The sequence below is a fragment of the Actinoplanes sp. ATCC 53533 genome (assembly GCF_003947245.1).
In genome coordinates this window covers 1-24681 of the sequence record NZ_QHHV01000066.1, presented here as the reverse complement: position 1 = coordinate 24681, position 24681 = coordinate 1, and the positions used below count along the sequence as shown (strand labels likewise).

The 24681-nt window shown below is 72.0% G+C and carries 17 protein-coding genes; 9 read left to right on the top strand and 8 right to left on the bottom strand.

Features of this window, described 5'->3' with window-relative positions; translation table 11 throughout:
* Genes DMB66_RS61300 through DMB66_RS22580 form a run of 4 tightly spaced genes read left to right on the top strand, consistent with a single transcriptional unit; the run spans position 1 to position 6702 of the window.
* Positions 1–1512, top strand: a complete 1512-nt coding sequence (locus tag DMB66_RS61300; RefSeq protein ID WP_158647323.1) for a hypothetical protein — start codon at positions 1–3, stop codon at positions 1510–1512.
* Positions 1513–1571: 59 nt separating this feature from the next.
* Positions 1572–3065: an SCO6880 family protein gene (locus DMB66_RS22590; RefSeq protein WP_125806115.1), complete on the top strand. Its 1494-nt coding sequence runs from the start codon at positions 1572–1574 to the stop codon at positions 3063–3065.
* The gene (locus DMB66_RS22585; RefSeq protein ID WP_233624771.1) at positions 3062–4831 is read left to right on the top strand and encodes an ATP/GTP-binding protein; all 1770 of its coding nucleotides are present in this window, start codon (positions 3062–3064) and stop codon (positions 4829–4831) included. Before DMB66_RS22590 ends, DMB66_RS22585 begins: the two co-directional genes overlap by 4 nt.
* Complete coding sequence (locus DMB66_RS22580) at positions 4828–6702, top strand: type IV secretory system conjugative DNA transfer family protein (RefSeq protein ID WP_125806114.1); 1875 nt, start codon at positions 4828–4830, stop codon at positions 6700–6702. The genes DMB66_RS22585 and DMB66_RS22580 overlap by 4 nt, the downstream gene beginning before the upstream one ends.
* On the opposite strand, the gene DMB66_RS22575 is transcribed toward DMB66_RS22580, so the two are convergent.
* The 5 genes from DMB66_RS22575 to DMB66_RS22555 form a co-directional block, all read right to left on the bottom strand.
* Entirely contained in the window at positions 6645–8030 is a 1386-nt protein-coding gene (locus DMB66_RS22575; protein ID WP_125806113.1) for a glycoside hydrolase family 19 protein, read from the bottom strand. The genes DMB66_RS22580 and DMB66_RS22575 overlap by 58 nt on opposite strands.
* A 99-nt stretch (positions 8031–8129) precedes the next feature.
* A complete protein-coding gene (locus tag DMB66_RS22570) occupies positions 8130–9056 on the bottom strand; it encodes a hypothetical protein (protein ID WP_125806112.1) in 927 nt (308 codons plus the stop codon).
* 812 nt (positions 9057–9868) lie between these two features.
* On the bottom strand, positions 9869–10321 hold the full coding sequence (locus DMB66_RS22565; RefSeq protein WP_125806111.1) for a DUF4913 domain-containing protein: 453 nt from the start codon (positions 10319–10321) through the stop codon (positions 9869–9871).
* Between the two features lie 68 nt (positions 10322–10389).
* The gene (locus tag DMB66_RS22560; protein WP_125806110.1) at positions 10390–13872 is read right to left on the bottom strand and encodes a BTAD domain-containing putative transcriptional regulator; all 3483 of its coding nucleotides are present in this window, start codon (positions 13870–13872) and stop codon (positions 10390–10392) included.
* 47 nt (positions 13873–13919) lie between these two features.
* Positions 13920–16247 (bottom strand): BTAD domain-containing putative transcriptional regulator, encoded by a 2328-nt coding sequence (locus DMB66_RS22555; protein ID WP_125806109.1) that lies wholly within the window; start codon positions 16245–16247, stop codon positions 13920–13922.
* A gap of 391 nt (positions 16248–16638) precedes the next feature.
* On the opposite strand from DMB66_RS22555, the gene DMB66_RS22550 reads away from it, so the two are divergent.
* The 5 genes from DMB66_RS22550 (at position 16639) to DMB66_RS22530 (ending at position 21060) form a co-directional block, all read left to right on the top strand.
* Complete coding sequence (locus tag DMB66_RS22550; RefSeq protein ID WP_125806108.1) at positions 16639–16980, top strand: hypothetical protein; 342 nt, start codon at positions 16639–16641, stop codon at positions 16978–16980.
* 159 nt (positions 16981–17139) lie between these two features.
* Positions 17140–17763 (top strand): response regulator transcription factor, encoded by a 624-nt coding sequence (locus tag DMB66_RS22545; protein ID WP_125806107.1) that lies wholly within the window; start codon positions 17140–17142, stop codon positions 17761–17763.
* Positions 17764–17876: 113 nt separating this feature from the next.
* The gene (locus DMB66_RS22540; RefSeq protein ID WP_125806106.1) at positions 17877–19586 is read left to right on the top strand and encodes an RICIN domain-containing protein; all 1710 of its coding nucleotides are present in this window, start codon (positions 17877–17879) and stop codon (positions 19584–19586) included.
* 3 nt (positions 19587–19589) lie between these two features.
* The gene (locus tag DMB66_RS22535; RefSeq protein WP_125806105.1) at positions 19590–20402 is read left to right on the top strand and encodes a hypothetical protein; all 813 of its coding nucleotides are present in this window, start codon (positions 19590–19592) and stop codon (positions 20400–20402) included.
* Between the two features lie 37 nt (positions 20403–20439).
* Positions 20440–21060, top strand: a complete 621-nt coding sequence (locus tag DMB66_RS22530) for a TetR/AcrR family transcriptional regulator (RefSeq protein ID WP_125806104.1) — start codon at positions 20440–20442, stop codon at positions 21058–21060.
* 33 nt (positions 21061–21093) lie between these two features.
* On the opposite strand, the gene DMB66_RS22525 is transcribed toward DMB66_RS22530, so the two are convergent.
* The 3 genes from DMB66_RS22525 to DMB66_RS22515 all read right to left on the bottom strand — a co-directional run bounded on the left by DMB66_RS22525 (position 21094) and on the right by DMB66_RS22515 (position 24392).
* The gene (locus DMB66_RS22525) at positions 21094–22137 is read right to left on the bottom strand and encodes an LD-carboxypeptidase (protein WP_125806103.1); all 1044 of its coding nucleotides are present in this window, start codon (positions 22135–22137) and stop codon (positions 21094–21096) included.
* Positions 22138–22210: 73 nt separating this feature from the next.
* Entirely contained in the window at positions 22211–23752 is a 1542-nt protein-coding gene (locus tag DMB66_RS22520) for a DHA2 family efflux MFS transporter permease subunit (RefSeq protein WP_125806102.1), read from the bottom strand.
* Positions 23753–23909: 157 nt separating this feature from the next.
* On the bottom strand, positions 23910–24392 hold the full coding sequence (locus tag DMB66_RS22515; RefSeq protein ID WP_125806101.1) for a response regulator transcription factor: 483 nt from the start codon (positions 24390–24392) through the stop codon (positions 23910–23912).
* Positions 24393–24681 lie beyond the last annotated feature (289 nt).

The window sequence follows — 24681 nt, the reverse complement described above, 5'->3', positions numbered from 1 at the left end:
ATGGCTTCCTGCAGTGGCGACGCCACCTACGGCGGGGCGTTGGGGGGTGTCGCCTCCGTCCTGGACAGTGGCATCGACGGCATTCTCAGCTCGATCGCCAACGCGATCCTGAGCGCGGCCGTCAGCCTGTTCGCCGATGTCGCCAAGAACATCCCCACGACCACCGACGCCTCGGTGAACGGCAAGATCGGTCTGCAGATCCGGTGGCTGGTGATCGCCCTGGCCGTCGCGTCGTTGTTGTTCGCCTCCGCGCGCATGGCGCTGGAACGCCGCGCACAGCCCGGAACGATGGCGGTCAAGGGAATCCTGCGGATGATCCTGGTCGCCGGTGCCGCGACCTACGTCATCAACGCCTTGGCCGCCCTGACGGACAGGTACACCACGCATCTCTACGAGAGCGGCGTCAAGGAGCAGCTCAAGCTGATCGCCCAGTGCGGAACCGACAGCCTGACAGCCTTCCTGCTGATCATCGTCGGGCTGCTGCTGATCATCGCGGGCATCATCCACATCATCCTGCTCTACATCCGGCTCGGCGTGATGGTCATCCTTTCCGGCACCCTGCCGCTGGCCGCGGCGGCCTCGATGACCGAGTGGGGCAGCTCGTGGTGGCGCAAGCACATCGCGTGGATGGTCGCCTGGCTGGTCTTCAAGCCGGCAACCGGTCTGGTTCTGTACGCGGGCGCGGCGATGATCACCTCCTCCGGCGCCGATTCGACCCAACAGAAGATCGCCGGCTGCGGCGTCCTGCTGCTCTCGGCCGTGGCACTGCCCGCGTTGCTCCGGCTGGTGGTTCCCGCCGCAGCGGCGCTGGGCGCCTCCGACGGCATGTCCGGCGCCGCCGCGGGTGCGGCGAGCGGGGCAGCCAAGGCCACCGGGGCGGTCGCCACCGGCGCCGCGGGCCTGGCGGCCCGGGGGCGTGGCGCCGGAAGCGGGAAGTCAGCACCGAGCGGTGCGGCGTCGGCGAGCGGATCGTCCGGTTCCAAGGCCACGGGGCCGGCTTCCACGAAGTCCGGCGGAGCGTCGGGCGGCAGCGACGCCGGCAGCGATGCCGGTGGCAGCGACGCCGCCGGCGGCAGCGACACGGCCAGCATCAGTAGCGGCAGCAGCGGCAGCAGCGGCAGCAGCACCGGCAGCGGCGGCAGCGACACGGCCAGCATCGCCAGCGGCAGCGACACGGCCAGCATCGGCGGCGGCAGCGACGCCGGCAGCACGTCCGGTGGCAGCGACGCCGGCGGTCCGTCGGGTTCCAGCGACGCGGGTAGTGACGTCGGCAGCGCATCCGGTGGTGCTTCGGATGTCGATGGTGCGTCAGGTTCCGGCGGTGGCAGTGATTCCGGGTCGGTCGGCGGCCGGTCCGTCAGGCGCAGGGCGGTCTCCGGAGCCGGGCGAGGACTCGCCGCCGCGACGGCTGTCACCGCGGGAGGCGCGTGGGTCGGCGCGACGGCGGCCAGCTACGGCGCACCCGTCATCGACGGCGCCCTGCCGAACGGCCCGGACGGCTCCGGCCACTAGGGCCTGTCCCGCCGGCAGGTCAGGCCCTCGTCATTCTCACGGAAAGAGACACCTCCATCATGAGCGCGGAAGTGATCAAGACCCGGACCTACGGCAACTGGCGCCGGCCCCGCAAGGCCGGGCTCGGATCCTTCGGGCTGGTCGGGACCATCGGCGTGTTCGGCGGCCTCATCCTGGTGCTGTTCGCCTCGTTGATCTCGATACAGGCGGCACTGATCCTCGCCGTACCGATCATCGTGGTCGTGGGACCGCTGGCGCTGCGCACCCAGGACGGCCGCAACGTCTACAACGTGCTGGCGCTGCGCGTCGGGTGGCTGCGCCGCAAGTCCAACAGGCAGCACCTCTACGTGTCGGGCCCGCTGTCGTCGCGTCCCGGTGGTCGTTTCCGGCCGCCCGGGATGCTCAGCAAGGTGACGATGCTGGAGGGCCGGGACCCCTATGACCGGCGGTTCGGCGTGCTGCACCACCGCTACCGCAACCTCTACACGGTGGTGCTCGGCTGCGAGCCCGACGGCGGATCCCTGGTCGACACCGATCAGGTGGACATCTGGGTGGCGATGTGGGGCGACTGGCTGAGCCGGCTCGCCCACGAACCGGGGCTGCGTGGCTGTTCCCTGATCGTCGAGACCGCGCCCGATCCCGGCACCCGGCTCTCCACCGAGGTACTCACCCGCATCGCCCCCGGCGCCGCACCGGCCGCCCGGGCGGTGATGGAGGAGGTGGTCGATCGCTACCCCTCGGCCTCCTCGGAGATGAACACCTACATCACCCTCACCTACGGGCTGCCGGGCGGCGGCAAACGCGACAAGGAGGAGATCCTGACCGACCTGTCGTTGCGGCTGCACGGCCTGCTCACCGGCCTGGTCGGTGCCGGCGGGGGCGCGGCGGAACCGCTGTCGGCCGAGCGGATCGCCGAGGTCGTCCGGGTGGCCTACGACCCGGCGGTCGCCGCCGACGTCCTCGACGTCCGCGCGCAGCACGGCGGCACCGGTCTGGAATGGGCGGACTCGGGTCCGGCCGCCTCCCGGGAGACCGTGAACGCCTACCACCACGACTCCGGTGTCTCCCGCAGCTGGCTGCTGACCCTCGCCCCGCGCGGCACCGTGCGGTCGAGCGTGCTGCGCAACCTGCTCGAGCCCGCACCGGATCTGCGGCGCAAGCGGGTGGCCCTGCTCTACCGCCCCCTCGACCCGGCCACCTCGGCAAAGATCGTCGAGTCGGACCGCCGTTCCTCGCAGTTCATGGCGACCTCGACGCGGGGCATGGTCCGGGCCCGCGCGGCCTCGGAAGTGGCGGCGGCGGAGCAGACCGCCGCGGAGGAGGCCTCGGGCGCGGGTCTGGTGGAGTTCTCGATGGTCGTGACCGTCACCGTCGACTCCGCCGCCGAGGTTGCCGACGCCAACGTGACGGTCCGCAACCTGCTCGGCGCGACGCGCATCTCGATGCGTGCGGCCGACCGCATGCAGGCCGCCGCGTTCACCTGCGCACTGCCGGTCGGCATCCTGCCGTGGGAGCAGACGATGATTCCGCACGAGCTGCAGGAGGCGCTGTGACCCCGCAGGAATCCCGGATCCGGGTCCACGACCTCGGGGCGGACTGGCCACGGGGCGCGTCGGGCGCCACCACCGCGCTCAGTGACCTCGTCGTCCCGCCGCACCACCAGCAGGCGCGGGAGGCCGACGAGACCGGTGACCAGACGCCCCGGGCCCGCCGGAAGGCGAGCAAGCTGCGGGCCAGGAACGAGGCGGCGGAAGCCAGGCATTTCAAGCGGATGGCCCGGGCCAACGACGACGACGTCGTGCCGCACCGCGGGTCACCCGGTGTCGGTGGCGGCCGGGTCGCGGCCCTGGACCCACCCACGATGTGGCGAGCCACCACGGTGCAGGCGTGTGGTCTGTGGCCGTTCGCCGCCGGGTCGGGGGCGCCGATGGTCGGCGTGCCGCTGGGACAGCACCTCGCCACCGGGGCGACGGTCTGCGGTGACCCGCTCAACTGGTTCACCCGGGCCCGCTACATCTCCAACCCGTCGCTGTTCATGCTGGGCATGCCGGGCCTGGGCAAGTCGACGCTGATCAACCGGATGCTCATCGGCCTGAGCGCGCAGGGTGTGGTGCCGCTGGTGCTGGGCGACCTCAAGCCCGACTACGCCGACACCGTACGGGCGCTGGGCGGTCAGGTGATCTCCATCGGCCGGGGCGTCGGCGGCCTGAACGTCCTGGACCCGGGCGCGATGGGGGCCGCGGCCCTGAGGATCGGCGGCCAGGCCGGCGAGACCCTGGTGGCCGAGGCGCACGGCCGGGTGCTCAACATGGTCGCCGCGCTGCTGACCATCGTGCGGGGTCAGGCGATCTCGGACCACGAGCAGTCCGTGCTGTCGGCCTGCCTGCGGCACCTGCGGGAGCGAACCGCGCCGGGCCAGCCCTTCCACCTGACCGACCTGCTCCGCGTCCTCGACGAGGGGCCACCGCAGATCCGGCAGGTCACCCTGGACCGCGGTCAGGAGTCCCGGTACCGCGACGCGGTGGACCCGCTGCACCGGTCCCTGCTCGGCATCCTCGACGGCCCGCTGGGCGGCACGTTCGCCTCACCGACCTCGACGCACATCGACCCCAACGCCACCGCGGTGTGCATCGACATCTCCCGGATCGGCGAGGCCGACGGCCAGCTGACCGCCGCGGCGATGCTCGCGGCCTGGTCCGACGGTCTCGGCACGGTGGCGGCGTCGCACGCGCTCGCGGATGCCGGCCTGGCACCGCGGCGCTGGTTCTTCACCGTCCTCGACGAGCTGTGGCGGCCGATGCGGGCGGCCTCCGGCATCGTCGACCGGATCGACGCGCTGACCCGGCTCAACCGCTCGCTCGGCCTGGCCGACGCGAAGATCACGCACACCCTGAAGGACGCCGAGGCGCTGGGCAGCGAGGCGGACAAGGCCAAGGCCCGCGGTTTTGTCGAGCGCGCCGGCATGGTGGCGGTCGCCGGCCTGCCCAAGGCCGAGATGCAGGAGCTGGGCAAGGTGGTGGGCCTGTCGCGGCGCGAGATCGACCTGGTCTCGTCCTGGTCCTCGCCGCCCGGCTGGGCCCAGAGCGGCGAGCATGAGGAACCGCCCGGCCGCGGCCGGTTCCTGATCAAGGTGGGTGGCCGCCCCGGCATCCCGATCCGGGTGACGATCACCGACACCGAGAGCCACCTGCACGACACCAACACCCGGTGGGTCTCCAACGGCTACGCCGAACGGGTGGAGGCCGAGCGGATCGCGGCCGAGGAGACCCTGAAGGCCGGCGACGGGCCGCTGCCCGCCCCCGGAACGGACCTGCCATGAGCCGGTCCGGCGGCGGCGAGAAGATGACCTGGGTGATCCCCGGCCTCGCGCTGCTCAATGTCGTGTTGTTCGGCGTCAGCTGGTTCGGCGGTACGCTCGGCGCCGCGATCACGGGCCACGGATGGCACCCCCCGCCCTTCCTCATCGACGTCTACCTCGACGTGCTCACCGGCTCGGCGGGCGAGGTCTGGCCGGGAGCGGATCCGGCCGCGATCTACGCCGGGATCGCCGTGACCTTCGCCGTGGTGGTCGTGCTGGCGCTGCTGGCCGTCATCCCGCTGGTCAAGAAGTTCTCGAACCGCACCGACGGCCTGGCCGGGACGCGCGAGATGCAGAGCATGATGCCCAAGGGGATCGCGGCCCGCGCCCGGGACCTGCGGCCGTCGCTCAAGGGCGTCAAGACCCTGCGCCCCGACGACACCGGGAACCTGCTCGGCGACCTCGCCCCGTCCGGGCCTGAGCTGCGGTCGTCCTTCGAGGACGTGGAGCTCGACCTGATGGCGCCGCGGGCCGGCAAGTCCACCGGCATCGCCATCCCGCGGCTGCTGCGTGCCACCGGTGCGGTGCTGCTGACCTCCAACAAAGCCGACGTCTACACCGTCACCCGGCAGGAGCGGACGAAGGTCGGCACGGTCTGGACCTTCGATCCGCAGGGCATCGCGCACACCCCCCGGGAGATGTGGTGGGACATGCTGGCCGACTGCGACACCATCGAGGGTGCGCGCCGGCTGTCCGGCCACTTCGTCAGCTCGGTCAACGACGACGCGTCCAAGAAGGACTTCTGGATCTCGGCCGCACAGAACACCCTGACCTCGCTGTTCCTGGCCGCGGCGCGGGGCGGGGCGACCGTACCGGATCTGCTCGCCTGGCTGGCGGACCCCGCGGACCGGACGCCGATCGACCTGCTGCGGGAGGTCGGTCTGACGGCCATGGCCGAGCAACTGCAAGGCACGGTACGCGGCGCGGTGGAGACCCGCGACGGCATCTACGAGACCGCCCGGCAGTGTGTCGCCTGCCTGCTGGATCCGGGCATCCTGGCCTGGGTCAGCCCCGACCCGACGCGCCCCGAGTTCGTCCCGGACCGCCACGTGCTGGGCAAGGACACGCTCTACCTGCTCAGCAAGGACGGCGGTGGCTCGGCCGCCGGCGTGATCGCCGGGCTGGCGGACGCGACCATGCGCGCCGGGGTGGTGGCGGCCGAGCGGATGGGCGGCCGGCTGGACCCGCCCCTGACGGCGGTGCTGGACGAGGCCGCGAACGTCTGCCGGATCAGCGACCTGCCCGACCTCTACAGCCACCTCGGCTCCCGGGGGATCAACGTCGTGACGCTGCTGCAGAGCTACCGGCAGGGCGTGCGGGTCTGGGGCGAGCCGGGGATGGACGCGCTGTGGAGCGCCGCCACGGTCAAACTGCTCGGTGCCGGCCTGGACGACGCCGACTTCGTCGACAAGGTCGCCCGCCTGATCGGCCAGCATGACGTGAAGACGCCCAGCTACTCCCGGAGCCGCGACGGGTCGTCCCGGTCGTACTCGTACCGGCAGGAGCAGGTGCTGCCCGCCGACAAGATCCGGGCGCTGCCCAAGGGCACCGCGCTGTTGCTCGCCACCGGCGTGCGGCCCGCGATGATCAAGCTCCGGCCCTGGTACAAGGAGCCGAACGCCGGCCCGATCTCGCGGGCGGCCAAGGAGGAGGTCGAGGCCATCACCCGGCGCGCCGCCGCGAGCTGGGCCGCCCGGCCGGGACCCCGCAGGCCCGCGGCCGGTCGTCCCGAGGTGTATCCGGTCGCCCCCTCCCTGGACCGGCAACTGAGCTCTCAGCAGCTCAGCTTGTCACCCGGGGCGACCCCCAGGATCTCCGTGAACCGCTGGTAGGCGCTGACTCGGGCCTGCACCCGGCTCGGGTTGCGCCCGCCGCACTCCAGCGCGCCGTTGATGCTGCGGACCGTCTCGCCGAAGCCGCCCCCGCCGGTGATCGCGGCGTGCGGAGTCAGGGAACCCGCCCCGCTCTGCGTCATCCAGAACCACAGCCCGGTCTGCCAGGCCACCGCGGCGTCGGTCTTCACCTTGTCCGGGTTGGTCAGCAGGTCGACGCCGAGCGCGTCGCCGGCGGCCTTGTAGTTGGTGTTCCAGCTGAGCTGGATCGGCCCGCGGCCGTGGTAGGCGGTCCGGCCGGCCGGACACCCGTACGGCTGGCCCGGGTCGCAGTAGTTGCCCCAGGCCGCCTCGTCGATCTCCTCGACGTACAGCAGGCCGCCGGACTCGGCGTCGACGTTGGCGAGGAACGCCGCGAGTTCCCGCTTGCGTGCGGCGTCGTCACCGACCGCCGCGAACGTGGGAAACTTGCCCATCGCCGCGGTGAGACCCGCGTAGGAGTAGAAGGTGCTGCGGCTCGGGAACATCTTCTGGAACTGGGCCTCGGTGACCCCCGGGGATCCCCCGGTCGACGTCACCGACGGCGAGGCCGACGCGGCCTTGCCGTCACCTTCGTACTTCTTGAACAGGGTCCGGACCATCATCGGGTAGCTGTCCATGCTGGGCATCGCGACCCCGCCGGCGCCCTTGACGGCGTCGACGCCGTAGTCCCAGGCCAGCAGCGTCAAGGTCAGCTGATCGCCGATGATCTTCTTGTCGTCGAGCAGCTTCTTGATCTCGGTGCCCAGCGAGCAGAGCTGACGGGCCTGGGCGAAGATGGCGTCCTTGGCGTCGAGCGCGGAGATCTTGCCGTTCTTGTCATCGTCCTTGCCGAATTTTTCGAAGTCGGCGGTCTTCTGCTGGGCGAGGCCCTTCTCACCGTCCGGCCCGACCGTGCTCGCATCCCACTGCGACTCGACCTCGATCTGCGAGGCGAGCACGGCGGGGCCGAGCAGATCACACTCCTTGGCGGCCTCCTTGAGCGTCTCCACCAGCAACGGATCCGGCACCTTGTCCTCGGCGAGCGCACCCTTGCCGTCACCGCCGCTCATCGCGGCGACGTAGGCCGACCCGTCGACGGCGGAGCCGGAGGCCGAGGGATCGGCGCTCCCGTTCAGCCCGGACGATCCGGTCAGGACGATGACGCCGACCAGGCAGACCAGCACCACGCCGAGGGCGGGGCCGAGCCCCAGCGCGGTCACGGCGAACCAGGCCAGCTGGGTGGCGTCCAACGGGTTCTTGGCGGCCTGCTGGGCCTGGCGCGCCTTCTGCAGTTTGCTGACAACCATGTGTTCCCTCGCGCTCGTCCGGCCTTGCGTCCTGCGGATCACCAGCCACGGTTCCGGCCGGCTCCACGGGGTGCGGAGCCGGCCGGAGGAGACTCACGTTTACTTCGGCGCGCCCGACCGCTGACGGCCACTGGATTCCGGCCGGTACGCCCGACCCGGCCGGGAAACGCTCACGCTTTGCGTCTGCAGGTCCGCACCCGACCTGTGATTCGCGGAGGAAGCGAAGGTGTTGTCGGGAATCCCCGCGACGTTCTGCCTCGCGCGATTGACGTCCTCCTGCTGAGGCAGTGTGTTTCGCTGCTCCCTGAACATCATGTCGGCGGTGTGCTGGTAGGCGGCCTTGATGTTGCTCAGGGCCTCGGTTGCCCGCTTGCCCGCCTGGGGCGCAAAACCGTGCGTGATCAACGCGGCAAGCGAGGTGTTGGGGTTGGCATGCACCGCGGTCAGCACGTCCATCGAGACACCCGCCGCGGTGGCGATGTTCTGGGGAAGCTGGACGACGAAGTTGCCGTCCCTGATGTCCGTGAGGGCCTGGTAACCGAGCTGGGCGGACGTGTTCGCCATGCCGGCGATTCCACTCACGAGCGCGATGTTGTTCCCGACCTTCTCGCTCGCCGAATACAGCATCAACGCCGAGGGGATGATGGCTTTGACCTCAGGGGCGAAATCCTGGTAGATGCTCTGAAAGGGCTTTGCGATCCGCTGGATGCTGTCGGGCGTCAGCTTGCTTCCCTTGTCCACCAGGCTGTCGATGCCTCTGATGATCTTGCCCGCCATGCTGCGGAGGGCGTTCAGGTCCTCGTCCGGCGTGCGAGGCCTGGCCAGGTCATGAGGGCCACCGAACCCCTGGCCGTCACCACCGGACCGGTCGGGGCCGACGTCAAAGGGGCTGACGTTGGAGCTGTCGCTCCCCGGGTACTGGTAGTTCGGTGCGGAATCGCTGGAGCCGGTCCCCGCGTTCTGCCATTCCTGTTGCTGCTGATACCAATGCTGATATTGGGTGTCCTGGTCTTGGCCACCGGACATTCGGGTTCTCCCTCCGGACGTGCTGATGCGGGGCGGGGCGGCGTGCCCCGCCCCGCATCAACGAGCAAGTGAGCCGTCAGCCACGTCGTGCGGCCTTGGCGGCTGCCTTGGCGGCGGCTACGGCCGCAGGGTTGGAGTCCCCCCTTCCGCGTCCCGAGGCCGCCGCAGCGTCCCGCCGCGTCGAATCCGCCTGCCACGCGCTGCTTGCCGCGCTGTAGGAATTTCCGCGACCCCGGCTCGGCTGCTGACCACCGCGCTGTCCACCGCGGGCATCGCGGTCCCGGGGGCGCCTCTCGCCGCCGCGGTCACGCTGGGCGCGGTCCTGGGCGCGCTCCCGCTGGGCGGGCTGCCGCGGCGGCGGGGGCGGCTGCCAGCTGTCGGAGCTGGACGTCATCGAACCCATATCTGGCTGTGCGTCCTGCTGTCCGTACTGGCCGTCCGAGCCCGGCGCCGGCTCCTGGTAGGCGGGGAACGCATATGCCGGCTGCTGGCCCGGCTGCTGATAGGCCTGCTGTTGACCGTAGGCCTGACCCATGTATTGCTGCGGCTGATAACCCCCTGCCGGGAGGGTGCTCCCCCCAACGAACTGCTGAGACCGCTCGGCGTCCCGCTGTGCGGGGTAATTGTTCGCGTAGATCGGCTGGCTGGGCTGCCAGTTCTGCGGAGGCGTTGTTCGATCCGGATTGTCCAGATCATTCGGTTCGTACATAGCCGGCTCTCCCGTTCCGTCGGAGATCGTCGTGCAGCCGATTGGCTACTGACCGAACGGGGGAGCGGGGGCGTGGGTTCACGCCGGCCGGACTTTTCCGTGCCTAGGGGTCCAGGAAACCGTCGTCAGCGACCGGCGGCCTCGCGACCTCGCGATGCGATCCCGGTTTGCAGCCCGCGAAGGGCCCGGACGGGTTGCGGAGAGCGTCCATGATCATTCCGAGATAGTCCCGGTGCCACTGCGCGGGACCCGTCACCTCCGCGTTCGGCCCGGTCAGTGACTGCCAAGCGAGCCAGAGTCCGTGCAGTTGCGCGATCGCCTCCGGGTGTTCCCGCCAGCGTGGACACCACGGCGCGCTGGAGGTGACCTCCTTGCCGTACACGGGGATCAACAGATGGTCGACCCAGAACGCCAGCTGGCGGAGTTCGGCGAAGTACTCCTCGCCGTTCAGGTACAGGATGAAGAACGGCTTCTTCTGGCCGTCCCCCGCCGGCTGCTGAGGCGGGGTGTCCGAGCCGCCGGTCTCGTCGGTCTCCGGCTGGGCGACTTGCGTCATGGTCAGTTGCTCCATCTCATTGCGTCAGCTGTCAACGCAACGACGGATGGGACGACGACCCGGTTCAATCAGCGGGGCGACATCGTGGGTGTCGGACCGCGGGACGGGTCGACGCCGTACTCGCTGAGCCGGCGTCTCGTACGGTGCAGGTCCCACCGAGCACCGAGCACTGTGTACAGCTCTGCTGCCTCCCCGCCGGTCCGGGCCGCCTCGTGCGGGCGCCGGTTCGCCGCCAGCAGCACCGCTGCGTCCTCCAGCGCCGCGGCCAACTCGGGCACCCGGCCCACGGCCCGGTAGTGCGCGGCCGCCGCCAGCGCCGGTGCCGGATCCTCGTTCAACAGCGCCCGGCACCGTGCGGCCGCCGCGAAGGCCCGCGCCGGCCGTACCTCCTTGGCCGCCTCGGCCACGCAGATCGCCGCCGCTCGTTCGGCCAGGTCTCGACGGCCGGTGTGCGAGGCGAGCCGGACGATGTCCGGCAGCCACTGGTGGCGCAGCATCATCGGGGCGTATTCGGGGGTGAGCAGCGGCGCCAGCTCATCCAGGGCGTCACCGGCCCGGTCCTGCTGCTCCGCGACCAGGGCCCGGGCGACCAGCAGGAAGTCGCAGCTCTCCCGTTCCGCGTCCGTCACCGGCAGCGCGTTGGCCGCGTCCAGGTGCGCGGTGGCCAGGCCCCGGTCCTCCCGGTGGCCGGCGATCAGCGCCGCGACGCCGTGCAGGAGCATGCCCACCGCGCCCGGCTCGCGCATGCCCAGGAAGGTGATGCCGGGTGCGTCGTCGGTGACCGCGCTGACCTCGGCGGTCGCGTCGTCCCAGCGGCCCAGCCAGTAGTACTGCACCGCCGAGGCGACCTGGAGGCTGGCCGGCAGCCGGTGGCGGATCGCGAACAGGGCGGCCTCGCGCAGGGTTCGCTCGGCCTCGTCCAGCCGGTCCAGGTTTTGCAGCGTGAACATCCGGTTGTCCAGCAGGTCGAAGTACATGCCGGCGAAGGCCGGGTGGTCCCGCATGATGTCCAGCGCCCGGTCGACGTACTCCAGCGCCCGCTCGTGGTCGCGGCGGATCGAGTTGGTCAGCCACGTCGTCTGCAGGGCGAAGGCCGCCTCGTACGGCTGTTGCGCGGTCACCGCCTCGTCGTGCACCCGCCGGGCGTTGCGGTCCGCGCGGTCCAGGTCGTCCAGGCTGCCGCGGCGGAAGTTGGCCAGCAGCACTCGGTGCCGGGTGCGCCAGATCTCCGGCGTCGCCGGGTCGTCGACCGCACCGGCCAGCAGCTCGATCGCCTCGCCGGTCTCGCCCTGCCGGAATCGCATCGCCGCCAGCAGTTGCCGCATCTCGGCCCGGTCGGCCGGGTCGGTGGCGCTGGCCAGCGCCTCGCGGGCCTCGTCGATCGGGTAGCTCCCGTCCCGGAACTCCAGCTTGACCAGGGCGACCAGCAGGGTCTCCCGCTGCTCGGCGCTCGGCAGGCCGGTGCCCAGCGCCTGCCTGATCAGTTCGCGGGCGGTCCTGGGCAGCCGCTTGATCACCTCGGCGTGGTGTTCGGTGAGCCAGCCGACCACCCAGGCGTCCAGCACCGGGGTCCCGGCGGCGAGCTGCTCGGCGACCCTGGTCACCGGGCTGCCACCGCGGGCGAGGATCTCGGCCGTCTGCCTGTGCCGCATCGACCGGATCGCCCGCGGGATGCTGTTGTACAGCGCCTCGCGCAGGAACGGGTGCCGGAACGCCAGGTCGGTGCCCGCGTCCACCACGATGTTGGCGGCCAGCGCCTCCTCGAGGTTGGCCATCAGGCCGAACGGCGGCCGCCCGGTCACCGCGATCACGTCGTCGACGGCGAACTCGGAGCCCAGCAGCGCGGCCTGCCGCAGCACCTCCTGGGTGTCGTCGGTGAGGAAGTCCAGAGTGGTCCGGATCACCGCCAGCAGCGACCCCGGCGCCTCCACCGGCACCGACTCGTCGATGTCGGCCCGGCCGTTCGTGATCGTCACGACGCCGCGACGGACCAGCGCCGCGGCCATCTCCCGGGCGCAGAGCGGATTGCCGCCGGAGTGCGCGACCACCTTCCGCAGGTGCGGGCCGACCGGGGCGCCCACCACCGTGGCGAGAAGCTCCTCGGTGGCCTCCGCCGGCAGTGGCTCGAGGCTCAGCACGTGGCCCCCGCGCAGCTGCACGCTGCGCCGCAACTGGCCCAGCTCGCGCCCGTTCGGCTCCGGCCGCGCCGCGGCGACCAGCAGCAGCGGCAGGTGCCGGGTCGCCGCGACCAGCCGGTCCCAGAGCAGCACGCTGGCCTCGTCGGCCCACTGCATGTCGTCCACGACCAGCACGATCGGCGTGACCGCGCAGGCGGCCCGCAGGTAGGCGAGCACCCGCTCGGCCGCGATCGCCGGCCCGGCGTCGTCGCTCTCGCCGTCGCCGGAGGCCCCGTGCAGCTCGGCGGCCAGCGCCGCGCGGCGGGGATCCGCCGAGGTCGGCGCGAGACCCAGCGCGCGGGTGAGCACCTGCAGCGGCACGTGCCGGTCGAGCTCGCTCGCCACGCCCCAGAACAGCCCGCAGCCGGCCCGGTCAGCGTCGGAGAAGGCGCTGGTCAGCATCTCGGTCTTGCCGATGCCGGGCTCGCCCTCGAGCCACACCGCCGCGCCGGCGCCCTCCGCCGCCGCGGCGACCAGCCCGCGCAACATCGTGACCTCGTCGGCGCGGCCGAACAGCGGCCGGCCGGTCAGCCCGTCGCGGATCGCGCGGGCGACCTGGGTGGGCACGACCGCGGCCGGCACCGGCGGCGGCTCGGCCTCGGCCATCGAGCCGTCCAGCACCCGGCGCTGCAGCTCGCGCAGCGCGGGGCCGGGCTCGACCCCCAATTCGGACCTGAGGGTGCGGCGGGCGGCCTGGAACGCCTCCAGGGCCTCCGCGCTGCGGCCGGCCCGGTACAGCGCCTGGATCAGCAACTCGTGCAGCGGCTCGTGCAGCGGGTGGGCGCTGACCAGCCCGGCCAGCTCCGCGATCAGGCTGTCGTCGCCCAGGTCCATGGTGATGCGGGCGCGCCGTTCGACGGCCGCCAGCGCCCGCTCGGTCAGGCGGGTGCGCTCCAGCTCGATCCGGTCGCCGAGGATCCCGGCGTACGCGTCGCCGTGCCAGAGCCGCAGCGCCTCGTCGAGCGTGGCAGCCGCGGCCGCCGGGTCACCCGCCGCCTGCTGCTCCTCGGCCCGGGCGCAGAGCTCGGCGAACCGGTCGCTGTCGAGGTTTCCCGGCGCTATCCGCAGCGCGTACCCGGCCGGGCCGGAGGTCAGCACGTCGGCCGCCGGGCGGCGGTCCGGGCCCGAGGCGAGCACCCGCCGCAGGCCGGAGATGTAGGTGTAGACGCTCCCGGGTGCCGTCGCGGGCGCGGCGGCACCCCAGACCGCCTCGATGATCTCGTCCCGGCTGACCAGTCGGTTGGCGTCGGCGACCAGCACGGCGAACAGCGAGCGTTGCCGGGCCGGGCCGAGACTGAGCTCGCGGTCGCCGTACCACGCCCGCAGCGGGCCCAGGACCGAGACCCGGAGCTGCTCGTCCGGGGAGTCCGACATCTGTCCTCCGTTTCCGCGCCGGGGGCCGGGCTGAGACCACGGCCCGGTCAACGGATGACAGGAACTCTGCCACCGAGGAGCATCGACCGGCTGAGGTGGGGCGCGGTCGGCTCACCGGGCAGGTGCGGCCGGAGCTGGGCGATCAGCATCCGGAACCGGTGCAGCCAAGGCTCCGGCAGCCGGCGGGCGCTCAGCACGGACCTGGCCACGTCGGCCGCGGCGACGTGTTCGCCCTGCCGGTCGTGGCTGCTCGCCATGATCCACTGCATCTCGGCCTCGAGCCCCACGTCCGTGGTGCGGGCCGCGACCCAGCCGGCCTCGGCGACCGCGTTCTCGAGCTGCTTGTCGAGCAGGCGGGCCAGCCAGGCGGTCAGCTCGAGACGGGTCTCCTCGTCCAGGGCGTACTCCGTGCGCACCCGCTTGAGCATGCTCACCGCGACCTGCGGAGCCCGCGCCGAGAGCTGCTCGACGTGCTGGGCGAGCCAGCGGCTCGCGGCGCCGTCGAGCGGCACCGGGCCGGCCAGCAGCTGCCCGACCACCCGCTCCGGCGCCCCGCCCACCTCGGCGATCTTCCCGGCGAACGAGCGGTGCAGCATGATCCGCAGCGCCGCCGGGGTGCTCTCGTGCAGCACCCGGGACACGATCCGGTGCCGGAAGGCCAGGGTCTCCGGGTCGTCGGTCAGCACACCGGCGGCCCGGGCCGGCTGGATGATGACCGCCAGCTCCGCCGCCGGCCGACCGGTGACGGCTGCTATCTCGGCCACGGTGCAGTTGCCACCGAGGAACGCGGCGGCCCGCAGCATGTGCCGGGTCTCCTCGCCGAACGTGGCCAGGTGCGCGTCCACGGCGGCGACCAACTCGGCCGGCGGCGCGCCGCGATAGCCGGCTCCGGCCCGCGGGGTCGCGGCCAGATGCCGCAGGTAGTACGGGTTGCCGCCGGCGTCGGACAGCAGCCGGCGCAGGATCCGCGGGTCGAACGGCTCGGGCGAGACCGCGCGGACCAGCGCCGTCGCCTCCTCCGCCGTCAGCGGCGCCAGGGTGAGCAGCTCGTCGGCGGGCACGCCGTACAGCCCCGGGTTGCCGGGGCGGGCGGAGGCGACCAGCAGCAGCGGCAGCTCGCGGGTCAGCTCGTGCAGGGCGGCCCAGACGCGCAGGGTGGTGCTGTCCGCCCGCTGCAGGTCGTCGGCGACGAGGATCAGCGGGGTCTCGGTGGCGGCCTGCCGGACCAGGGCCACCGCCCGCTCCACGGTCTGCGGGCCGGGACCGTCGAGCGCGTCGGCGGCCACCGTGAAGAGCTGCCGCACCAGGCCGCGGGTCGCGTCGCCGGACATCGCGGACTCGACGCACTCGAGCAGGACACCCAGCGGCATCCGCTGGGCCAGCTCGTCACCGACGCCCCAGCCCACCCGGCAGCCGGGCGGCAGCTTGGTCCGCAGGGCGACGGTGAGCAGGGCCGACTTGCCCATCCCCGGGGTGCCCTCGACCCGGATGCTGCGGCCCCGGCCGGCGGCCACGTCGAGCAGGGCGCCGCGTAGCAGGCGGGTTTGGGAATCCCGGCCGATCAGTGGCAACGGCTCGGCGGGCGCGGCCGGGGCGACCGCGATCCGGGCCGGTGCCGACTGGTCGTTGGTGCCGGTGAGGATCCGCAGCCGCATGGCCCGCAGCGCGGCGCCGGGCTCGGTGCCGGTCTCTTCCAGCAGCACGTTGCTCAGGTGGTCGTGCACCCGCAGCGCCTCGGCCCGGCGGCCGCTGGCGTGCAGCGCGGTCATCAGCATCCCGTGCAGTGCCTCCTGCAACGGATAGGCCTCCACGAGCAGTCGCAGCGCGGCGATGGCCTCCTCGTTGCGGCCCATCTCCAGCAGCAGGGCGGCATGCCGCTCCGCGCTGGCCAGCCGCAACTCGGCCAGGCGCAGGCGCTGGGCCACGGCATACGGGCCGGGCAGGCCGAGCAGCGCCTCGCCCTGCCACAGCTGCATCGCGGCCTCCAGCGCGGCCAGCTCGGCGAGCCGGTCACCGGCGCTGCGGTGGCGCCGGCTCTCTTCGCGCAGCGACTCGAACCGGAACACATCCACGTCTTGCTTGCGGATGTGCAGGCAGTAGGTGCCGCCGCCGGAGGTGAGCAGCTGGCCGGCGGCCCAGCGGTCCCGCCCCGGCTCCAGCACCTGGCGCAGGGTGGAGACGTAGGTATAGACGTTGCCGGTCGCGCTCGCGGGCGGCTCGTCACCCCACAGCGCGGTCACGAGCTGCTGGCGCGAGACCGCGTGGCCCGCGTGCAGGGCCAGCACGGCCAGCACCGCACCGCGGCGCGCCGATCCAAGCTGAAGCTCGGTCTCGTCCCGCCACGCCCGTACGGGCCCCAGCAGGCGGAGGTCCATGCCTTCGTGCTCTATGTTCACCGTCGGTCAATGTCCCTCGTCGGGTGTGCTGTCACGGCTACTGCCCACCATTTCTAGCCAATGCCCGCAAGCGTGTATATGAGCCGCCCGCCCGGAAGCATATCGTCGCAAGTGATATTCGCGACTCGCCGTCTTTCTGTAACGCAATCACTACGCGTCTTTCCGTAACCGGGCCGGGACGTTCGGCGGACATCGAGCGGACATCGGGCGGTTTTTGGCGGCGGGGCGGCTGGGCAAGGTTGCTGGTGGGACAGGGCACTTCGGGTGGCGCGGGGTTCCGTGGGCGCGGTGACCTTGATGGACTCCCCGGTGACGTGCGGGCCGGCGCCGCACTCCGCGGGCCGGTCGGCGACCCGGGCGAGGAGGCCACATGAGTGGGGACGCATCTCCCCTGCCCTTCGCCGGTGAGCTTTTTCTCAACCTGGCCCAGGAGGGCCGGCTGGTCGTCGACGCGGGCCGCGCGGACGAGGTCATCGCCGGCCTGGAGCACACCCTCGCCCAGATCCGCGCGCGGCTGCGGGTCATCCGGATCTGGCAGCAGCAGCCCGCCCAGCGCGTGGGTGAACTGCCGGCGGAACTGGTGCAGGACGTCGTCGACGCGGTATTCGTCGACCAATTGGCGCCCGGTCAATTAGAACGCGCGGCAGCCGAACTGCCGAAGTACATCGAGGCCCTGCGGCGCGCCCGCTCCGGCGGATCCCCGCGCGAATAGCCGGGATGCCCGACCGAAAAACAGGTTAAGAGATCGGCAGAGAGCTGCGTCGATCTCCTAATCTTCACGGCGGATCGGTGGCCATGAAGGTTCCGTGAAGATTTTCTGAAGACCGCTTCCGGAGACTGGCCCAGCCATATCGATCAACCGGAGGTAGCAGTGGACCAGGTTCGGGTCGCCCTGCAAGCGATGGACCCGCTCAGCCACGCGGGGCTTGCCAGTTTTCTTCAGTCCCGTCCGGAGCTCACCCTGCTTCGCACCGCCGAGCGGGCGGACGCCAAGGTGCTCGTCCTGTCGACCGACCGCCTGAGCACCGACGTGGTGGCCACGCTGCGGCGCTCGGCCGCCGACAGCGGCGTGCCGGTCGTGCTGATCACGAACGAGATCAACGAGACGGAGTTGCTCACCGCGGTCGAGTGCCGGGTGGTCGCGGTCCTGCCCCGGGCGGCGGTCACTGCCGAGCGCCTGGTGCACAGCGTGCTCGCGGCGGCCTCCGGCGGCGGCGTGATGCCCCCCAACCTGGTCGGCGAGCTGCTCAAGCACATCGAGCGCCTGCAGCGCGACGTGCTCACCCCGCACGGGCTGAACTCCTCGGGCCTGACCCCGCGCGAGATCGACGTGCTGCGGCTGATGGCGGACGGCTTCGACACCAGCGAGATCGCCGGTGAGCTGTGCTACTCGGAGCGCACCGTGAAGAACGTCATCTACGGGCTGACGCACCGGCTGAAGCTGCGCAACCGCTCGCACGCCGTCGCGTACGCGTTGCGGACCGGAATGATCTGACCCTCACCGATTGTCGCGGGTTTTCGTGAACCGGGGACGCCTCGCGTCCGTCATGGGGTTGACCACGGCCGTTCTTGATAGTGCGTCAGCACGTTCTACAGGAGACAGCAGGGATGAAGAGACCGACACCGGGTGGCCGCAAGCTCGTCATGGTGACCGTGCTGGGACTGGCCGCGTTGATCACCCTGGCCGCGTCCGCGCGGCCAGATTCGGCGTACGCCGTACCCGCGCTGCCCGGCACCGAGGTCTCCGACGCCGACCTGGGCATCCTCGTCGAGGCCGCCAAGTCCTGCCCGGCGCTGACCCCGGCCCGGCTGGCCGGGCAGGTGATGGCCGCGTCCCAGTTCAGCGGCGACCCGGTGCACGCGGTCAGCGCGGCCGGCGGCCGCGGGCCCGCGGGCCTCACCCCGCAGACCTGGCGCAAGTGGGCGCCCTGGCAGAACGCCAAGCAGACCGACAACAAGGCGAGCATCGTGGCCCTGGCCCACGGCATGTGCGACCTCGTCGGCCAGCTCCGGGTGGTCAACCTGGCCGGTGACCAGTGGCGCCTCGCGCTGGCGGCGCACCGGGTCGGGATGGCCCCGGTCATCCAGGCCGCGACGGTCCCGGCCGGCGCCCGGGAGTACGTGGACACAGTGGAGCGCTACGCCGTCTGGTATGCCCTGCAGCCGCAGTTCGGTGGCTCGGGCGACCCCGCGCCGGTGAGCTCGCCGACCGACCCCGAGGTGGTCGACGTGCCGGCGCTTCCGGTGCCCGACCAGTACGTGGCCGCCGTCGTCGAGGCCGGCCGGTTCTGTGCGGCCGTACCGCCGGCCCGGATCGCCGCCCAGATCATGGCCACCTCCGCGTTCGACGCGCAGAAGCTCGGCCCGGCGGGTCAGCAGGGCATCGGCCAGTTCCTGCCGCAGATCTGGGTCAGGTACGTCCCGCAGACCACGTCGACCCCGTGGAGCGGCGTGGCGGCGGTGCGCGCGCTGGGCACCACGATGTGCGCCATGGTCAAGGAGCAGGCCAAGCAGGGCAAGGCCGCGTACCCGGTCGCCCTGGCCGCCTTCCAGCGGGGTGACGCGTCGGTCCGGACCAAGGCCGACGTCGCCGCCTCCAAGAGCCTCACCGCCCTGGTCGCGCTGGTCGCCCGCTATGAGGGCGAGTACGCCAAGGACGCCCGGCTGGCGGTGCCGGGCGCGCCCAAGCCGATCGCCTCGGCCAAGCCCGCCCCGTCGGCCGGCAAGCCGACGGAGCCGGCCAAGCCCAACGCGCCGAAGCCCACCAAGACGAAGGCCCCCGCATCGGAGCGCTCCAACCAGCCCCCGATCAAGGCGGCCGACGGCGACGGCTCGGGCCGGGTCTACGGCGCCTACTTCATCCACAACCTCGGCACCGACCTGTGCATGGACATTCCGAACTTCGGGGCGGGCCCGCGGGACGGGAAGGTCACCCAGTTCACCTGCCAGCCCAAGACTGTGGACAACCAGGAGTTCTCGTTCGTGCCGAGCTTCGTCGACGGTGACGGCAACCAGCTCTACTGGATCCGCAACATCGACAGCGGCTACTGCCTGGACCTGCCCGGACTGGGCGCACCCGCGGACGGCAGCAGGCTGGTCGAGACCGGCTGCTTCCAGAACGACAACCAGGACTGGCGGCTGCAGAAGAGCGTCAAGGTCGGCAAGATCCAGTACTACTGGATCCGCAACGCGGCCTCGGGCTACTGCCTGGACGTGCCGGGCAACGCCGACGCCGCCAAGGACATCCAGTTGGCCCTGTCGCCCTGCCGGGCGAAGAACGACCACGACTGGTCGCTGATCCAGAAGTCGGAGTGGTGACCGATGCCGGCGTACGTGACGGACCGGCCGGTCTTCCAGGTCACCCCGGAGCCCGACGCCCGGGCCCTGCCGACCCGGTACGGCCTGGCTGACGAGCGGGCGTGGCTGCGGAGCACGCTGCCCGCCGAGTTCGAGGCGGCGTCGGCCGAGGTGGCCGGGGTGCTGGCGGGGCACCCGGGCTTCCGGCCGGGCCCGGACACGATGGCCGACGCGATCGCCGTCCGGCTCTATCTCGGTGCGCTCGGCGACGGGCTCGACGCGGTGCTGCGCAACGGGGAGCCGGGGCCGCAGGTGCCCTTCGCCCGCTGCGTCTCCGGTGGCCTGAGCCGGCTGCCGGCGTACCGGGGAGCGACCGTACTGGCCGCCGGGCTGACGGCCGACGACCTGGCCGAGATCCGGCAGCGCCGGATCCTCACGGACTGGGGCTTCACCCAGGCCCTGGCCGAACCGCACGCCGGCCTGTCCGGAGGCACAGACGTGCTGATCTGGTCGCTGTCCGCGCGCCGCACGCGGCTGCTCGAACCGCGGGACGGCCATCGGGCGGACGACCGGGTGGTGTTCCTGCCCGGCACGTCGTTCAAGGTGCTGGACGCCGCCGAGCCCGGCCCTGGCATGCGCGGCAGGCTGCTGCTGCGCGAGGTCGCGGCCGACGAGCCCGATCGTGGCCACGTCCCGTTCGACGACCTCACGGCGGCGGCGCTGCACCGGGCGGTCGAGCAGTGGCGGGCGCCGGGGCTGCCCTCGGTCGTGGGTCCGGCGGCGCTGCATCGTTTCACGGCCGTGCCCGGCATGTTCCCCGCGGTGCCGACTGGTTAGGGGTTCTCACCTTGAGTCCTGGTTGTAACGTTGCGGGATGACCGCAGGAGGGATCAGGGACCGGTTCCGGGCGCAGATGCGCCAGGAGGTCAAGGACGCGGCGCTGCGCCAGCTCGCGGAGGGTGGCCCCGGCGCGCTGTCCATCAACGCGATCGCCAAGGAACTGGGAGTCTCCGGCCCGGCGCTCTACCGCTACTTCGCCGGCCGGGACGCGCTGCTCACCGAGCTGATCCTGGACGCTTACGCCGACCTGACCAGGGAGATCTCCGCCACCGCCGGCCGGCTGCCGGCCTTCGCGGCGGCCTACCGGTCCTGGGCGACGGCCCACCCGCACCGCTACCGGCTGCTGTTCGGCGCGCCTCCGCTCGGCCATGACGATCCCGACGAGCGGCTGACCGGCGCGGCGCGGCGGACGATGGCGGTGCTGATCTCCTGCGTCGGCCCGGGCCCGGAGCCGACGCCCGCGCTGGCCGGCGACCTGCGCGGCTGGGTGCGCGAGCAGGGCGCGGAGGGCGTCGACCCGGCGGTGGCGCTGCAGGCGGTCACCGCGTGGAGCCGACTGCACGGCTTCGTGAGCCTAGAGATCGAGGGCAAGTTCCGCACCATGGGCCTCGACCCCGACCACATCTTCGCGACGGAGGTCGACGCGCTCAGGTAACGAATTCGCCTGGGCTTTCCGCCGCGGGTGGGCTCAGAAGTGCGCGATGATCCGCTGCGCCGGCCCGTCGACGGTGAGCCGGCCGCCGTAAGGCACCACCCACTGTGGATTGGTGTGCCCGAAATCCACCCCGAAGACGACCATGGCACCCGGGTGGTAGCTCTCGACGGCCCGCAGCACGGCCGCCCGCTGATCCTCCCGGTACCGGACTCGCTCCGCCATCGGCCGGGGGCTGGTGAACACGGTGCCCTTGGCGGTGCCCACGACGATCGCCGGGAACTGCTCCAGCAGGCCACGCTCCCCGAAGTTGCGCAGCATCTGGAACACCTCCACGTCGGACGGCATCTCCTCGGAGGTCTCCAGCAGCAGCACACACCCGGCGTAGTCCTCGACCGGCCGCACCCACCGGTCGGCGGCCAGCGTCCAGTGCAGGATCTCGAGATTGCCACCCCAGGTCGGCGCGCTGATCACCCGGTCGGCCTGGTGCCACACCCGGCCCGGACTGGCGTACGGGACGGGCGCCTCGGTCAGCGTGTTCGGCTCGCCCCACGACACTTCCTCGTCGCTGAACGTCTCCACCGGAGGAAGCTCAAGCTCACCGCCGGTGAACAGCGCCGCCCGCAACGAATCGACGGTGGCCTGCTGCACCCCGCCGCCCCGGCCGAGCTGCACCATCGTGGACATCCCGTGATAGGCGGCTACGCCGTGGGTCCAGAGCCAGTTCAACAGGTTGGTGTTGTCGGAATAGCCGAAGAACGGCTTGGGATCGGCCCGGAACGGCCCCGGATCCAGGTGCCGCAGCACGGTGATCTGATCGTCGCCGCCGATCGTGGCGAAGACGGCGCGGATGTCCGGATCCGCGTAGGCGGCCATCACATCCTGGGCCCGCGCTTCGGCGGAGGAGTGCCGGCGGGTGGTCGGATACTCGACCGGCTCCAGGCCGAAGATCTCCCGCATGCGCCGCATCGCCTGCTCGTGCACGGCGGGGAAGTCGGCCGGGGCGGCGTAGGCGGGTGACACGACGGCCACCCGGTCGCCGGGGGAGAGCTTGGGCGGAGGGCTGAAGTCAGGACGCATAGGACTATTCAAATACGCCGGGCAACTGATTTGGGGCGCGGCGACAATGCCGATCCTCATCCCGGCCAGGTGTTCAGGGTTTGCTGCGGGGGTGGACCGGTGGGCCCGAGATGTCGCAGTAGGTGCGGATCGGGCTGGCTGATGCCGTCGCCGCGCTGATGGTTCGCACCGGGCCGGCGTCGCGGTCGGCCGGCGGAGGCGCTGGGGTGGGGGCGTGGGCACGGAGGCGGGCGGGGATCAGGACCACCGCCACGCCGCCACCCGCGATCATGAGGGCCGCGCAGATCATCAGGGAGTTGCGATAGGTCGGGTGGAGGTCCGCCGCGTTCGTCAGGTCGCCGGTGCCGATGCCGGCCGCTAGCGGGAGGATCGCCACCGACAGCAGGCCGGCGGCTCGGGCCACCGCGTTGTTCACACCGCTGGCGACGCCCGCATACCGGTCGTCCAGGGCACCCAGGGCCGTTGCGGTCAGGGGGGCCACCAGCAGGCACAGGCCCACCCCGAAGACGATGACCGAGGGCAGCACGTCCGTCCAGTAGTCCGCGCCCGCGTCGATGCGGCTCATCCAGAGCAGGCCCGCCGCGGAGATCACCGGGCCCACCGTCATCGGGATGCGAGGGCCGATGCGCTGGCCCAGGGCACCCGCGCGAGCCGACAGCAGCAGCATCAGCACGGTCACCGGCAGCAGCGCCAGGCCCGCCGCCAGCGGGCTGAAGCCGGCCACCACCTGCAGGTTGAGCACCACCAGGAAGAAGACGCCGCCGTTGGCCGCGTATACCAAGAAAGTCACCAGGTTGGCGCCGGTGAAGGCCCGGGCGCCGAAGATCTCGAGGTGCAGCATCGGGTGCCGCGAGCGGCGTTCGGTCAGCACGAAGGCGACCAGGCCCGCCACGCCGATCAGCAGCGAGATCAGCACCTGCGGGCTGCCGGGGCCGTTGGCCGGCCAGGCCGTGAAGCCGTACGTCAGGCCGCCCAGCCCAGCCGCGCCGGTCAGCACGCCGGCGACGTCCAACTCGCGGGGTGCGGCCGGGTTGCGCGTCTCCGGGATGTGCCGGGCCGCGACCAGCATGACCAGCGCCGCGATCGGCACGTTGATCAGGAAGATGAGCCGCCAGTTGCCCACCTCGATCAGCCAGCCGCCGAGGAACGGGCCGAGCGCACCGCCGATGCCGCCCAGCCCGGACCAGGCACCGATCGCCTTGGCCCGATCCTCGCGGGCGAAGGACGCCTCGAGAATCGCCAGCGCACCCGGCGTCAGCAGGGCGCCGCCGATGCCCTGCAGCCCGCGGGCGGCGACGAGCACCTCGGTGGACGGCGCCAGGCCGCACAGCAGGGACGCCACCGCGAACCAGCCGACCCCGATCAGGAACACCCGTTTGCGACCGAAGCGGTCACCGAGCGAGCCGCCGAGCAGGATCAGGGAGGCCAGGGTCAGGGCGTACCCGTTGACGGTCCATTGCAGGCCGGCCGCGCCGCCGCCGAGGTCCTCGCCGATCGCCGGAAGGGCGATGTTGACGACCGTGGAGTCGATGAACGCCAGGCTCGACCCCAGCACGGTGGCCAGCAGCACCCACCGCCCGGCGGGACTGCGATAGGCGATCGGGGCGGCCGTCACAGCCCGCCTGCCCGGCCGCGGTCGATCACGTAGGTGGCGCCGGTGACGACCGCCGCTCTGCAAGCCAGCCCGAGATCCATAATCCGGACCCTACGCCCGGCCGGCCGCGCCCTGCATCCGTCAGGCGACGGTAGTCCGGTGCCGCTCGCCGGGCCGGTCAGGCGGTGTGGCTGACCGGCCGGGGCAGCGGAACCGGCAGGCCGCGGGGCAGGGCCGCCCGAGCCGCGAACAGCGCGGCGTTGGCCGCGGTCGCCGGCTTGGTCACGACGCCGCCGCGCCGGGCCAGCAACATTTCCAGCCGGTTCTGCAACTCGGTCCGGTGGTACGGCTTCGTCAGATAGTCGTCGGCGCCCGCGTCTATCCCGGCGAGGATCCGGTGATTGTTGACGTCGGCGCTGACCAGCATGATCGGCAGGTGCGCGGTGGCCGGCTCGGCGCGCAGCCGCTGACACAGCTCGATGCCGGATGTGCCCGGCATCCGCACGTCAAGCAGCACGGCGTCGATTCCGCCGGCGTCGACCGCCCGCTGCGCGGACTCGGCGTCGGCGGCCTGTACGACGTCGTGGCCGAGCCGGGCCAGCGCGAGCGTGATCAGCTCACGATGGTCGGCGTCATCGTCGGCGATGAGCACGGTAGTCACGGCAACACCTCCAGCCATTGGTCCAGGATCTGCAGGACTGTTCGGCACACCTGTTCCGGTCGCTGAGGCGTTCTCGGGTATTGGCCCTGCCGAATGCCTCAGCGGTCACCCTGGCCCCGGCCGTTGCCTCCCGTCGCCCTGCCGCCGCCGGGTCGACGCGTGGCCGCGGGCGCGTGCCGAGTTCGCCGGGCTTTCGCCAGGCTTTTCGCCGCGCTTTCGACCGGGCTTCCGTCGGGCTTTTCGCCGGGCTTCCGTCGGGCTTTCGCCGGGCTTTCGCGGGGTTTTCGCC